The organism is Photobacterium sp. TY1-4 (assembly GCF_025398175.1).
Taxonomy (GTDB): Bacteria; Pseudomonadota; Gammaproteobacteria; order Enterobacterales; family Vibrionaceae; genus Photobacterium.
Genome location: NZ_CP099734.1, coordinates 3041308 through 3056551, shown reverse-complemented (window position 1 = coordinate 3056551; position 15244 = coordinate 3041308). Strand labels below are relative to the sequence as shown.

The following is a 15244-nucleotide window of genomic DNA, read 5'->3' as shown; positions in this document are numbered from 1 at the left end:
TGAATGGGAGAGATGATTAATTCCTCTCTTCCTGAATAAATATTTTATTTATTTCATTGATTACTTTTTCTTTGTGGCTATGGATGAAAAAGTGTTCACCATTAAATAACTTTACATTAACTTTATCCGAAAAATGCTTTTGCCATTCTTCAATATCATCCATATCGACTTCCTGATCCAATAATCCAAAAAATAAAGTACACCGGGTGCTGTGTTTTAATTTTGGAATGGGTGATTGATGGTCAGCAATTTCAAAGTCCGCTCTTAATATTTGAATGCAAAGATTTAACAATGCTTTGTTTTGTAGTACTTCCTCAGGCGTTGCATTCAAGCGTTTTATTTCATTGATGAACTCATCTTCTGGAAGTAAGTGACTTCCTGACATATGCCTTTCCTGATGTGGTGCCTTGCAACCGGACGCAATGAAGTGTTTGGGTAATGGGTGACCGGACTCACGGAGATGAGTTAGTAACTGGTATCCAATCCGGCTTCCCATACTGTGCCCGAAAACAATGTAAGGCAGATCGGATAATTCGTCAATAATATCAGAGAGTTCTGAAGTGATCTCATCCATGGATGAAATGAGGGATTCCCCAAATCGGCTTGCCCGGCCAGGCAGTTGAACCAGAATGGCTTCAATTCCTGGCGAGAGATGTTTGATCCAATCCTGATAAATAGAGGCGCTCCCTCCGGCATAAGGGAGGAATATCACTCTCATTTTCACATTGTCGGAATTAAATCGGTAAAACCACTTTGACATTTTTAATCCTTAATATTGTTGAGTGGTTAAATAATACATTCTTGCACGGTTTATTTTTTCTTATTTTTGTTTTGTTTGAACTGTGCTGTGAATTTAGTGATTTTTTCATATGTTTTCAGGTTATTTCTGGAGATATTTCCAAACGTGAGAAACATCTATTCATTGAGTTATCCATTATATGTAAAAGTGAGTGAATTATTATTGGATGATTGTTTTAAGGGTTAGGCATGAGAAAATTAGCATTGTTGTTCCCTGGTCAAGGGGCTCAATATGTTGGAATGGGAAAAGAATTATTTGATAAATATGCAGTTGTTCGTGAAACATTTGCTGAGTCGTCAGATGTTTTAGCGAAGGATATTGCGGATTTATGTTTTAACGCATCACCTGATGTTTTAATGCAAACTGAGAATGCCCAAGCGGCAATTCTGACCTTGAATGTGGCGTTCTATCGATTATTTCACGAGGAATACGGTGTGACGCCTACGCTGGTCGCCGGCCATAGCCTGGGAGAATACGCCGCCTTGGTCGCTGGGGATGTACTGGATTTTGCAGATGCGCTACGTCTGGTTGACCAACGGGCGACACTGATGGCCCAAGCGGCTGCTAACAGTGAGGGGGGCATGCTGGCGGTGATTGGTGCAGATGATGCGTCGGTGGCCCGTTATTGCGAGCAAGTGTCGACCCCGGATGCACAGGTCACGCCGGCGAATATCAACGCGGGCGATCAGATTATTGTGTCTGGTGCGGTGACGGCAATTGAAGCCTTACAGGCAGAGCTGGAGTTACTGGGTATTAAAAACCAGCGTCTCAAGGTGAGCGGCGCTTTTCACTCGCCTCTCATGCAGCCTGCGGCTGATCGGTTTGCCCAGGAAATTGAGAAATATTCATTCAGGGAGCCAGCAGTTTCGGTCATTTCAAATGTCACCGGACAACCTTATGAAAGTGCCTCAGAAATCAAGCGGCTGTTGGTTGAGCAGTTAGTGCAGCCGGTGTGCTGGAAACAAACCATGGATTTTGTTCAGCAAGCTTGCGTGAGCCTGGCGCTCGAACTCGGCCCTGGTTCAGTACTGAAGAAACTGGCGAAACATCATGTTGCGATCGAGACGCTTGCTTTTGATCTGAAATCGGATCGCGAGCAGCTGGGATCGCTGCTGATGAACCGCTCGGCGCGTGCGCAGTTTAATCAGGATCAGCAGATTAATGTACTGAACAAGTGTATGGCTGTGGCGGTCAGTACCCGAAATACCAACGATGATCTCAAGGCTTATGAGCAAGGAGTGGTCCAGCCTTATAACCAGCTCAAGGCACTGCACGAAGCCGGGGATGTCAGCCCGGAAACGGCGCGCTCGGCGCTGGGGCTGTTGAAAACCATTCTGGACACCAAGGGCGTGTCTGCGCTTGAGCAGAAGCAACGCTTTCAGCAGATTGCCGATGAAGTGCAATTGAAGACGCTCATCACCGACTTTTCTGTGGCAGAGATCGTAGGTTAGTCCGATGTTTAATGATTTTCTGAAGGTGAATCAAGCAGAGGGTCGCTGCTCCGAGCCGGATAAAACCCAGAGAACACGGCGCGCCAAGGCGCTGGATATTGCGGTGATCGGGATCGATTGCCGCATCGGTGCAGCGGAGAGCCTCGATGAATTCTGGCGTAGGATCCAGCTTGGGCAGGATTTTATAACGTCTTTTCCGCCTGCGCGAACTGTGGATACCGGCCCCGACGGAGCAGGTCCGGAGGCTTTTTATCCCGCTGCATTTCTCTCCCATATTGATCAGTTTGATCACGAGTTTTTTAATCTCTCGTACAACGAAGCGTGTGGGATGGATCCAAACCAGCGGCTCCTCTTGCAGAGTGCCTGGCGGGCATTTGAAGATGCCGGTTACGGCCGGGATGCGCTGGTCGGAAAAAATGTCGGCATTTTCGTCGGGTTTAATAGCGACTTCGATCCGACCTACCGGGAATATGTGGCGAAAGTTGCGCCCGATAGCCTGGAGGATTTGTCCGCACCGGGAAATATTCAGTCGGTGATTGCCAGTCGGCTGGCGTACCTGCTGGATTTGAAGGGACCCAGTCTGGTTGTCGATACGGCCTGCTCTTCCGGGCTGACGGCGTTACATCTGGCTTGTCAGTCATTGGTGCGAAAAGAATCCGGGATCGCCCTGCTGGGTGGCGTCAAAGTCCGCCTGTTGCCGTTTGCCACGGAGAATGAGCTGGGACTTCGTTCTGAATCCGGGCGCTGTAAAACCTTTGATGAACGCGCAGATGGCATTGGTTCAGGGGAAGGGGTCGTTTCTTTTATTCTGAAGCCGTTGGCAGATGCGGAAAACGATGGGGATCAGATCTATGCGGTGGTGAAAGCGACCGGGGTGAATCAGGATGGTCGCTCTGTCGGGATCACGGCACCGAATGCGGATGCTCAGCATCAGCTGATCCGGGATGTCCTGCAATCCGGTGACATTAATCCTGAAACGATCGCGCTGTACGAAGCCCACGGGACCGGAACTAAACTGGGGGATCCGGTTGAAGTGTCGGCGATCCGCAAAGCTTATCAGCGGCTGACCCAGAAAGCCCAGTACTGTGCGGTGGGGTCGGTCAAAAGCAATGTCGGGCACTTGGATCATGCGGCGGCCCTGGCGGGCATGGCCAAAGTCGTGATGGCGCTGAAAGATAAAAAGCTACCGGCGACACAGCACTTCCATTCGCCCAATAGCCAAATCGACTTTATCAACAGCCCGCTCTACGTCAACGAAACCTTGAAACACTGGCCTGCCTTGGATGTGCCCCGGCGCGCCGCATTGAGCGCGTTTGGGTTGAGCGGGACCAATGCGCACGCGATTTTTGAAGAATACCGGGCACCTCAGGTGGAATCACGATCGGAAGCAGACGCTTATTGGATCCCGCTCTCTGCGGTGAGCCTGGCGGCGCTGGAGCGGGTGATTGCCGACCTGGTTGCGTTTCTTTCTCGTCCGGCGCAGCACATTGCTTTAGGCGATCTGGCCTTTACCCTGGCCTGCGGGCGTAGTCACCACCCCCACCGGGTGGTATTGCAGGTACAGGACATTGCCGATTTGATCCGACAGTTGCAGCAGTTGGAATCTGCCAGCCTGAGTGACAGCCCGCATTACGGATTCCATAAGGTGGTTCCGCCGGGCAAAGCCGACAAACAGGATGGTGAGCGCACGGATGCCGAACTACGTCAGCTGACAGAGGCACTTCAGGCACTGGAGATGCCAGGGAGGCTGTCGTCCAAGGCCGCGACGTATTACCTGCAGGGCGCAACCGTGGACTGGGCGCGGTTTTACGCCAACGGCCGGCATCAGCGCCTTTCCCTGCCGACTTATCCGTTTGCGACTACACGATGCTGGGTTCCGGTGCCCACCGTGGCCCGGGTACAGGGAACGCAGCTGGTTCATCATCCCCTGATTGACTGCCTGCTGGCGGCATCCTACGACCGCGCGATTTTTGCAACGCGGTTTGATGTTGAGAAGCATTGGGTCTTAAACGAACACGTTATCGACGGCAATTATATTATTCCCGGAACGACCTATCTTGAAGTGGCATCGCATCTCGCGACCACTTACCTGGGGTATGACGGGGTGCAATTACAGAACGTTTTGTTCTTCCAGCCGGTGATTGTCGCACCCCAGCAAGCGCGTGATATCCAGTTTGTCCTGATCCACGAAGAGACACATGTGCGGTTTGTCGTGGTCGGGCAGCAGGGAGATTCCTGGAACACTTACGCGCAGGCAGAAATTCACCGTGCGCCGCAGGATCTACCGGCTATCGACATCCCGCGCGGCGATGCGCTCCGGGATTTTGACACTGTCACCGAAGCACAAATCAACCAGATGGATGTCAGTGATGTCGGTCCGCGCTGGAACAGCCTGATCCAGGCTCGACGGCTGCAGTCGCAAGTGATCGGAGAGTTTGCACTGGCGGATCGATTCAGCGCAGAAGTTGCGAATTATCAGCTTCATCCGGCACTGTTGGATCACTGCGTCAATATTGCCAACGGGCTGGCGGGCCAGGAAACCTATTTGCCTTTTTCTTATCGTTCGGTCCGGGTCTTTCGCCCGTTGCCGGCACGCTTCACCGCCTGGTTAACCATGAAAAAAGGCCAGGATCCGTCTCCGCAAACAGTCAAGTACGACATTGATGTTGTTGATCCCGAGGGTCGGGCGGTCGTGGCGATCCGTGATTATGTGATCAAGCAATACAAACAAAACTTCCGTGCGGTTCTGAGCGATGGCTTTGAAACCCTGCTCGAGATGTCTTCACCGGCGGTGCAACAAGCGCCGAAAGGGGAGCACATCGTGCTCTTGGGCAGTCCGGATCATCCGACCGGGCAAGCGCTTGCGAAGGCACTGGCACAGGACAACCAGCTCCAGTGCCTGGCGAGCCTGACGGAGGTGCAGGACATTCACGCGTCGTTGTTAGATGCCGAACGGTTGGTCGTCTGTCTCGGGCATGCCCGGCATGAAGCGCTGGCGGAAACGCTTGAGCAAACGGCGCTGACTTTATTTCAGTGTGCCAAGACGCTGGTGCTGAATCACCGCAAGAAACCGCTTCAGATCACCCTGATAGCAGAAGGGGGATTTGCACTGGCGGATGAAGCGCCGATCTATCCGGCGGCCCACGCCCTGTATGCCATGGCGAAGGTGGTTTACCAGGAGCTGCAGCATGTGTCGGTAACCTGTATCGATTGGTCTGCTGAGGTTCGGGCTGACGCGGTATTGCCACTTCTGGTACAGCGCGATGGGTTCCGGCAACTGGTCCTTCGCAAGCAAGGTTGCTTCAGTCCGGTTCTGCACAAGCGTGCGCCACAGGGCCGCGAAGCCAAACCGGCGTTCCGGGCGGATGGTGTGTATCTGATCACCGGCGCTTCCGGGGCACTGGCACAGCAGGCAGCGTTGTTGATGGCCTCACAGCCGGTCGGCCATGTGTGCTTGCTCAGCCGCACGGAGCCTCAGGGCAACAGCCCTAAATCCCAACGTCTGGCCAAGCTGATTGCGCAGTTGCAAAGCGCAGGTGTTTCGGCCTCCCATCATCAGCTCGATGTTGCAGATCAGGTCGCAATGGCAAATGCGCTGGCGCAGATCCGCCAGCAGTTCGGTGCGATCCGGGGCGTGATCCACACTGCGGGTCTGGCGGGTGACGGGTTTATGTTCCGCAAGGATGAAGATGAATTCAGACAGGTGATTCAGGCCAAGGTATTGGGCGCGGGTGTGCTGGATGCGCTGACCCGTGAAGATCCGCTCGATTTCTTCGTCTTGTACTCCTCGGTGACGGCAGTGTTCGCCGGGATGGGGCAATCGGATTACACCTTTGCCAACGCGTGGTTGGACGGACTGGCGGCGCGTCGCCGACAGCAGGGGCTGCCGGCGCTGTCGATTCAATGGCCGGCGTGGTCGGAAATCGGGATGGCCGTGGACAAAAATGCCAAGCTGGATGGTTTGGTCGAGGCTCTCACGACCCGGGAAGGGATCCAGATCCTCGAGCATTTGTTGTCGCACCAAGCGCAAGGCGTGGTGATGCCGGGCCGTCTTAATGCAGCTTATACATCGGAGGAAATCCTCCCGGTGACGCTCGGTTTTCCGCTGCATGTGGCCCGGGCCGGCCGGCCCGATTTGGATGATGAAGCCGTGGTGCTGAAGGGCGGCGCGGACGGTTCGACGGATGATATTGACCAGTTTGTGGCCACCGTGTGGGCGTCGGTACTCGGGCTGAAGGAAATCGATCTCTTTGACAGCTTCTTTAATGTCGGCGGGGATTCCATTCTGGCGATTAAGGTGATCCAGCAGATAGAGAAGCAATACGGCAGCATCATCGATGTGACGGATATTTTCACTTACCCCACGATATCGCAGCTGGCCGAGCATATCCGGGCCGTGACTCAGCCGACGGATGTCCCGCGAGAGATACGTGAGTCGGCAGAGGTCGACCTCGATACTTTATTGAGCCAATTGGAATCCGGCGATATTTCAGTCGAAGAAGCGAATGCACAGTCTATTCAATAATCTTCGAAACAGTTTTTAGAATGAATGGTCAAGGAAGCGTTATGTCTGACGTGAAAAAGTATATTTTTAGCCAGGTGGCGAATAATACGTTATCGAAAGAAGAAGCAAAAAAACTGCTCAATGAGTTACAAAGCAGTTCGAAGAAAAACAAGGACGTTGCCATTATCGGGATGGCCGGCCGTTTTCCGGGCGGGCCGGATAAAGAAGCCTACTGGACGAACATTGTCCGTGGGACCAACCTGATCCGCGACTTGCCACCGGCACGCAAAAAAGCAATTCAGTACTACATCGAAAATGTTTTCAATAAGCAGTACCCGGATCGGGCGATCACGGATTTTCACGAAGATAAAATTCATTTTCAGAAGCAAGGCTATTTCGAGCAAATCCATCAGTTTGATGCCGCGTTATTTGGTATTTCCCCGCGTGAAGCGGCGGTGATTGACCCAATTCAGCGTATTTTCCTGGAAGAGGTTTACCACGCGCTGGAGGATGCCGGCTACGGCGGCGATAAAGTACTGGGCACCAATACCGGGGTGTTTGTCGGCCGTAACCATACCAAAAGCCTGAGCTTTGACATCATGGTCGAAGACGAGCCGCTGGGGGTCACCGGGACCTGGACCGGGATTTTGTCCAGCCGGATTTCTTACCTGTTCGATCTCAAAGGGCCCAGCATCGTCACGGATACGGCCTGCTCGGCAGGGCTGGTGTCGGTGCATCAGGCGTGTATGGCCATCCGTAGTGGTGAGTGTGACATGGCGCTGGCCGGCGGGGTCAGCGGCGTTCAGTATAACCCGGTGATCGGTGCCGATACGTCTCTGGCGACTTATGAGTCGGCCGACGGGATCGTCAAAACGTTTGATGATCGCGCCAACGGCACGGTCTGGAGCGAAGGGGCCGGGGTCGTCATGCTCAAAGGGCTGGATCAGGCAATCCGGGACGGCGATCGTGTTTATGCGGTGATCAAAGGCAGTGCGGCCAATAATGACGGTCGCTCGAACGGCTATACGGCGCCCAACGCGCTGGCGCAGGAAGAGATGCTGGTAAAAGCCTGGCAAGATGCGGAGATCAACCCGGAGCATGTGAGCTACATTGAAGCGCATGGCACCGGGACTGCCCTGGGGGATCCGATCGAAATCAAAGCGCTGACCAATGCCTTTAAGCGCTTTACTGGCAAAAAGCAATTCTGTGCCATCGGAACGGCCAAGTCGAATATGGGCCACCTGGTCGGCGCTTCCGGGATTGCCGGGCTGATCAAAGTGGTGATGGCATTGCAGGCGAAAAAGCTGCCGTCGACGATTAACTTTGAGAAACCGAATCAGTTCATCAATTTCTCCCAGTCTCCGATTTATGTCTCCAGCGAGTTGACACCCTGGCAGCCGGACGGGGATATACCGCGGATTGCCGGGGTAAACTCGTTTGGCTTCAGCGGCACCAACTGCCATGTCGTGGTGCAGGAAGCGCCGGCGCAGCCTGCTCGCAGCGCAGCGCCTGAGTCCTCGTATCTGTTCCCGGTCTCAGCCAAAACCGCGACTTCCTTTGAAGCCTTACTGCAACATTACCGGACCTATTTTGCCGGTGAAGGGGCATCATTGGCAATTCAGGATGTGTGCTATACCGCGTCAACCGGCCGCGGGCACTACAATCTGAGAGCCGCGATCATTGCAACTTCCGTCGCGGATTTGCGGGCAAAAATTGAGACAGTTTTGCAATCGGGCTATCAGCAATGCACGGAAGACTGGTTCCTGTTTGCAGAGCATAAGGTGGTCAGTGACAGCAAACGGCAGAAGGCCCCGGGCGAGCTGACCGAGCAGGAGCGAAAAGAGCAGACGCACCAGGCCGCCAAGCTGGTGACAGAGCTGGCCGGTAAAGCCAGCGTGTCGCTGATCAAGCAAACCTTCCTCGCCAGCTACTATGTGAAAGGGGCAGACGTGGACTTCGCGCAGCTCTATGCCGCCCCGGTCCGCCGGGTCAGGTTGCCGGTTTACCCGTATGACCGGCAGGAGTTCTGGCCGGAGCCGGGCATGATTGATGCCTTCCGGGGAGCCGGCAAAGTGCAGAGCATACTGCACCCGCTGTTGCATCAACGCGCGGTCTCCAGCAAAGATAAAGATATTTTCACCACCGAGCTGTCGCTGGATGCACACTGGCCGCTAACCGAACACCTGATCCTGGGGAACAACATTCTCCCCGGCACGGCGTATGTCGAGGCATTCAAGGCGATCGCCGTGTATTACTGGGGCGAGGTGCCGGTGGAGATCGCCAATATGGCGTTCCTGGCTCCTCTGGTCGTGACCCCGGAGAGCGATGGCTACGAGGTGCAGTACGTGGTGACGCACCGCGAGGGAGAGTTGGATCTTGAGGTGATCAGCTTTGACGGCACCCGCTGGGTGCAACACTCCGCCGGAACCTTGCGTCAGTTATCGTCTGTACCGCAGGACAAAGTGGATCTCGATGCGCTGAAAGCGGGCAAGATCGCCCAGGACAGCATGTACAGCAATAACACCGATTTCTCCTTCGGCCCGCGCTGGCGGTGCTCCGAGCGGCAGTGGGTCGGGGACAAGGAGTTTATCCACAGCAATAAGCTGGCATCGGAGTTTCTGTCCGATCTGGACACTTACTACCTGCACCCGAGCCTGCTGGATCAAAGTGCCAACGGGTTTAGCCAGACGATTATTCCCGGCGAGATGTATCTCCCATACCTGTACACCTCGATGAAGGTTTACAAGCCGCTGCCGGCTGAGTTTTATACCGTGACCCGTCTGAAGGAGGGTAAAAACGGCCATCATGAGACACTCACGTTTGATCTGACGCTTTGTGATGTCGAAGGCAATATTCTGGCCGAGATGACCGACTACAACATCAAGCGGGTTGACCGTAAACGCTTCCAGTCGCAAAACAGCAAAGGAAGTGCTTTCTACGGGGTGACGTGGCAGGTTGAGTCGTCAGATGCGGCGTCGCAACCGGCGACCGGCAATGTGGTGCTGTTCCACCGCGGGGATGCGCAAAGTCAGCAACTGAAAGCGGCGCTGGCCCAGCGTGGCGCGACGGTCATTGAGGTGTCCTTAGGTGCGCAGTTGGCAAAAGTGGATGCTCAAACCTATGTCGTCGGTCAGAGCGAGTCAGACTACCTGGCTTTATTCGAGATGCTCAGTGATACCCCGGTCTCCCATGTCATCCATAGTGCTTTGCTGGGCGCAACGCCAGCTGATGGGCAGTTACTGGATACCGGCATCCACAGTGTGTTTTTCATCATCAAAGCAATGCTGGCGACCAAGCATGGCCAGGGAATCGCCCTGTCGGTGCTGACGCAACTGGCGCAGCAGATCTCATCTGAACAAAGCCAGGTGAATGCTTACGGCCGGGCGGTTGAAGGATTGTGTAAGTCCATCCGCCAGGAATACGGCAAGATTACCACCCGGGTGATCGATACGGATCCGCAGACGGCGACGACGTTGCTGTGCGATGAACTGATGAATCTGACGGGGCCGTTCAGCCTGGCGTTCCGCGACGGGCAACGTTTCACGCCGCGTCTGAAGGTCATGGCGCAGGGGCAGTTCGAAACCGAGCCGGTCGCGCTGAAATCCGATGGCTGCTACGTGATCACCGGCGGCTCTGGCGGGCTGGCGCTGGAAACGGCGATCCACCTGGCCGAGAAAAAGCAGGTCAACCTCGTCCTGCTGAGCCGCAGTGCGTTGGATCCGGAAGATCCGCGCATGGAAAAAGTAAGCGAAGCCCTGAGTACGATTGAAGTGGCTGGCAGCCACGTGCAGTACTTCAGCGCGGATGTCACCGATGAGGCTTCTCTGGCTTCGGCGCTGGATAAAGCGCGTGCGCTCTACGGGCGGATCAACGGGGTCTTCCACTGTGCCGGTACGGCCGGGCGGGGCCTGCTGATGGACAAAGAGCTCCCAGTGTTTGATCGCGTGCTGCTGCCGAAAGTTCAGGGAACCGTTTTACTGGACCGACTCACGCAGCAAGATGACCCGGACTTCCTGGTGTTCTACTCCTCGATCACGGCATTGTTTGCCGGTCAGGGGCAGGGGGATTATACCGCCGCGAACAGCTTTATGGACGGTTATGCCGAAAACCTCGCGCTTCAGGGGCGGCGCGCTCTGTCGGTGAATTGGGCACCGTGGAAAGAAACCGGGATGGCTGTTGATTTTGGCATCGGCTCCGGGGAAGGCACGTACGTCTACGGGGTCGAGAATGCTGAAGCGCTGGATATGCTGGATGTCATGCTGGCCTCCCTGCAGCCGGTGCTGTGTGGCGGGCGCCTGAATCTGGCGAACCTCCATGAAAAAGGTTCAATCGTACCGTTGTCTGAAGGGATCAGCCGACAAGTCCGTAAGCATGCCGGGTTGCAGGACGGGCCGGCACCATCGGCCTCCGGTGTTGCCGGCGCCACGGAAGCGACGGATGTCACCCTGACCGGTATCGAGCAAGGCAGTGCCAATGAGAGCACGCAGCAGTTGGCTGTGATCTGGGCCACCACCCTCGGCCTGAAGGAGATCGATATCTACGATACCTTCACGAGCCTGGGCGGGGATTCCATTCTGGCGATTGAGTTGCAACGTGCGCTCGAGAAGCACTTCCCGGGCATGTTTGATATTACGGATATTTACTCCTATCCGTCGGTTGCCACGATGGCTGAATACCTCAATGAGCAGTCGGATGATGCAGCTGCGCCTGCGACGGCTCATCAGGCAGCACTGAATCCGGCGCAGCCGGATGATGCGGCGCTGATGGCAATGCTGGACGGGCTGGACAGTGGTGACGCGTCGATCGACGACATCCTCAAAGTCGTGGATTGAGTTCGGGCAGAAAGGAGAGCTGAATCATGAGTGAAAACAAGGAACTGGCGCGCTATCTGCTGGAACAGGTCCAAAAGGGAGAGTTTGATAAAGGCCATGCACTGGCCTTAATCAAGGCCCTCGGAGCCGGCCAGTCCCGCGCAGAGGTCGCCATTGTCGGGATAGCCTGCCGCTTCTCTGCGGCAGAGAACCCGGACGCGTTCTGGCATAAGCTGGTCCGGGAGAAAACCGGCGGCGGCACCTATTCGTCGCAGCGGCATGCTGATATGCGGTATCTGTTCGGGGAGCCGGCGGTGCCGAAAGATGCCGGGATTTGTATTAATAACCTCCTGAGTGACGTCGATCGGTTCGATGCCGGGCAGTTTGCGTTGCTCGCCAAAGAAGCGCAGTTGATGGATCCGGGTCAGCGAGAGCTGTTGCTGTCGGTCTGGCAGGCCATTGATGATGCCGGATTTACCCCCCAGCAGTGGATGAACACCAATACCGGTGTCTTCGTCGGCATGGATGATAACGGCCGCTTTGATCTGAAACGCTATGTCCGCCACCAGAGCCTGTACAGCAGCATGGGGTCGATGACCGGGTGGTTTCCGGGACGGGTGGCCACGACCCTCAATCTGGAAGGACCGTGCCTGGCCATTGACACCGGCTGCTCTTCGGGGCTGGTGGCGTTGGATACGGCGGTCAATGCGATCCGCAGCAAGCAGTGTGAGCAGGCCGTGGTGTCTGCGGTGAATCTGGTGAATCTGTACCAGAGTACGGCGGCGGACGGCATGGAGGGGATGAATGCCACGACCCCGACCAGCGCCGCGTTTGATGATCACGCCAACGGCATGTTGTGGGGGGAAGGGGTGTGTACGCTGATCATCAAACCGCTTCGGAGCGCCGTGGCAGCCGGCGATCACATCTACGGGGTGATTCGGGGCACGGCCGTGAATCATGACGGACAGGCGGTCCGGCAGGGCAAGGTGCTGCAAAAGGCCTGGCAGGACGGGCAAATTGAACCGCAATTGCTGGATTATATTGAAGCCCACGGCACCGGGACTCATCTGGGAGATTCCATTGAGTTATCTTCCATTACCAATGCGTTCAAGCCGTATACGACCCAAAAACAGTTCTGCGGACTGGGCTCGCTGATGGCCAATATCGGCCACACGGCCGGTGTCTCCGGCCTGGCGCGGGTTATCAAAGTCTTGCTTGCGATGAAGTATGATCGGTTGCCGCCATCACCGAACTTCAATATTCCCAATCACCATATGCAGCTGGAGCAGTCGCCGGTCTATATTCAGGATCGGCTCACGGCCTGGCCGAACCCGGGCAAGAAAAAGCTGGCCGGGATCAGCGCGTTCAGCATGAACAAAACCAATTGTCATGTGGTGATCGAAGAGTATGTTGCACCGGAGAAAGACCGTCCGGCGGTGCCGTATGTGCTGACCGTTTCCGGTGATGATCCGGAGCAACTGAAAGCGCAGTGCAACGCGATGGCGGCACGTATCCGGCAGGATGACACCCTGGTGTTGGGCGATGTGTGTTTTACGGCCAATACCGGACGGCAGTTGCGACGCCATGTGCTGACGCTTGCCTTCACGTCCCGGGCGGAGTGCTTGCGGCAGCTGGCAGCTGCCGGTGTTCTGCTGGGCAGTCAGATTGACAGCGAGAATACCGGGGCGTGGCCACGCGGGGTGCTTTACCATGCGTTGGATCCGGTACCGATGGCCGCCAGATCGCTGCATCTGCCTTCGGCTGCAGATACTATCGATCCTCATCCTCAATCCCAACCTCAACTTCAACTCCTGGCGCAAGTTGATGCCATCTACCGGGCGGGTCAGCGGGTGGACTGGGCATCCCTGTATCAGGGGCATGCCTTTCAGCGAGTCAGTTTACCGGGATACCCGAGAAATACCGAGCGCTGCTGGCCGCCGCATACCGTGCTGATTCCGAGCCCTGCGGGTGGAGAAGCGCCCCGTGAGCCGGAAGCTGAACCGCAGCAGGCCCATGTGCGTCTCACCGGGCATCAGGACGATGCCTACACGGCGACAGAGCAGGTGATTGGCGATGTCTGGGGCGAGCTGTTTGCACTCGACACCCTGGCGGTTGACCGCAGTTTTGTGGATTACGGCGGCAACTCATTGAGTGCTGCGGTGATGGTCCAGAGCCTGAGCCATCGTCTGCATAAATCGGTCAAAGCCGATCTGCTGTACCGGCATCAGACCATTACCGCACTGGCAGCGGCAATCGATGCGGTGCCTGTGGTCGATCTGCAGGTCCTTCCGGCGATCCAGGCGGTGATCACCGGGGAGCGGCCGATCAGCTCAACGCAGGCTTTTATGCTGGAAGTGAGTCAGACACTGAACAATCCGGGGCACCTGACGGTTGGTGCCGTCCTGTCGGTGCAGTATGCCCTGGAGCCGCAGGTGGTGCGGGACTGTGTCCAGTATCTTGATCGCTACTTTGACATCCTGCGGGCGCGTTTTACCCACACAGAAGCGGGGTGGCGCCAGGAGGTGCTGTCGCCGGCGGAGACGGTGAATTTCCATCTGGTGGATCTCACCGGGGTGGCAGAAGACGAGCGCAAGCAGGTGGTTGAGCAGACGGTGAACCAGAGCATTTACGAGTTCAACCTGACCTCGGGGCCGCTCTATGCAGTCACCCTGTTTACACAGGGGGAAGGCCAGCCGGTTTACCTTGCGGCTTATTTCCACCATGTCCTGATGGATGCGTTTTCCCTCAATCTCTATATGGGTCATCTGTTGTCACTGAGCCAACAGGTGGCGCATGGCGGTCCGCTGAGTCTGGGTGAAAAGCCATTGTCGTATTACCAGTTCATTGACGAAAGCCAGCGTTACGCGCGGGAAATCCAGGCGGAGCAGGCGGACTTCATGACCCGGACACCGCTGGAACAATTGCCGTTGCTGCCGCGGGATATCCCGGACGGGATTAACTATCGCTACGCCAAGGACATGGTCAAGCAGGTCTTTGACCGGGAGCTGACCGAGAAGCTGTGCCGCCAGTTGGTGAAGCAGCATCAGGTCACGGTGATCGATATTTTGGTCGCGGCCTTGGCGCATACCATCGCCCGCTGGACGCAGCATGAGTGGGTGGAAATCCATAGTGTGATCACCGGGCGGGATGTGATTCTGGACCGCAGCCATGATTTCAGCAAAACGCTGGGACTGTTTGCCGTGGGTTGTGATCTGGTCCTGCGAGACCGTCAGAGCGAGTCGCCGCTGGCGTATCTGCTGGATGTCCAGTCGCAGCTGCAGTCCCTGCCGGCCAAAGGGTGCGGGAACTTCATCACCCAGAATATCGAACAGCGTCAACCGGGCAGTCGATACGAGTACCTTCGCAAGCAGGTGTCGATCAATTACCTGGGCGATATGTTCGAGGTGGATGAAGCCAGCCCGGCCCGGGTGGTGGACGATATTGTGATTGATATCGACGACTCTCATCTGGTTCATGCCGATATTCTGGATGTCCGGGGAAGTATTCAAAATGGTCAGTTGACTATGATTTGGGGCTTTAGCCGGAACATCCACGACGAAGCAACGATCCGGGAGCTCTCCGAGCATTTCCGGGACTTCCTGAACCACCTGGCCGAGTGCTGCTAGCGTCTCCATCAGGCTTTTTACCTGCGGGTAAAAAGCCTGAACGGCATGATGTT

At 55.7% G+C, this 15244-nt stretch carries 5 protein-coding genes; 4 read left to right on the top strand and 1 reads right to left on the bottom strand.

Annotated features, from left to right (window positions below):
- Positions 1 to 16 precede the first annotated feature (16 nt).
- Complete coding sequence (locus NH461_RS14105; protein ID WP_261600959.1) at positions 17 to 760, bottom strand: thioesterase II family protein; 744 nt, start codon at positions 758 to 760, stop codon at positions 17 to 19.
- Positions 761 to 987: 227 nt separating this feature from the next.
- On the opposite strand from NH461_RS14105, the gene fabD reads away from it, so the two are divergent.
- From fabD to NH461_RS14085, 4 genes are read left to right on the top strand one after another with little or no spacing between them, the layout of a single operon-like run.
- Positions 988 to 2250 (top strand): ACP S-malonyltransferase, encoded by a 1263-nt coding sequence (fabD, locus tag NH461_RS14100; protein ID WP_261600958.1) that lies wholly within the window; start codon positions 988 to 990, stop codon positions 2248 to 2250.
- A 4-nt stretch (positions 2251 to 2254) separates the two neighbouring features.
- The gene (locus NH461_RS14095; RefSeq protein WP_261600957.1) at positions 2255 to 6775 is read left to right on the top strand and encodes a type I polyketide synthase; all 4521 of its coding nucleotides are present in this window, start codon (positions 2255 to 2257) and stop codon (positions 6773 to 6775) included.
- A 41-nt stretch (positions 6776 to 6816) separates the two neighbouring features.
- Positions 6817 to 11586: an SDR family NAD(P)-dependent oxidoreductase gene (locus NH461_RS14090; protein WP_261600956.1), complete on the top strand. Its 4770-nt coding sequence runs from the start codon at positions 6817 to 6819 to the stop codon at positions 11584 to 11586.
- Positions 11587 to 11612: 26 nt separating this feature from the next.
- On the top strand, positions 11613 to 15191 hold the full coding sequence (locus NH461_RS14085) for a beta-ketoacyl synthase N-terminal-like domain-containing protein (RefSeq protein ID WP_261600955.1): 3579 nt from the start codon (positions 11613 to 11615) through the stop codon (positions 15189 to 15191).
- Positions 15192 to 15244: the final 53 nt, after the last annotated feature.

Excerpts from the sequence above, each read along its gene's own strand:
- fabD (WP_261600958.1), top strand. The coding sequence starts at position 988 with ATGAGAAAATTAGCATTGTTGTTCCCTGGTCAAGGGGCTCAATATGTT.
- NH461_RS14105 (WP_261600959.1), bottom strand. The coding sequence starts at position 760 with ATGTCAAAGTGGTTTTACCGATTTAATTCCGACAATGTGAAAATGAGA.
- NH461_RS14085 (WP_261600955.1), top strand. The coding sequence starts at position 11,613 with ATGAGTGAAAACAAGGAACTGGCGCGCTATCTGCTGGAACAGGTCCAA.
- NH461_RS14095 (WP_261600957.1), top strand. The coding sequence starts at position 2,255 with ATGTTTAATGATTTTCTGAAGGTGAATCAAGCAGAGGGTCGCTGCTCC.
- NH461_RS14090 (WP_261600956.1), top strand. The coding sequence starts at position 6,817 with ATGTCTGACGTGAAAAAGTATATTTTTAGCCAGGTGGCGAATAATACG.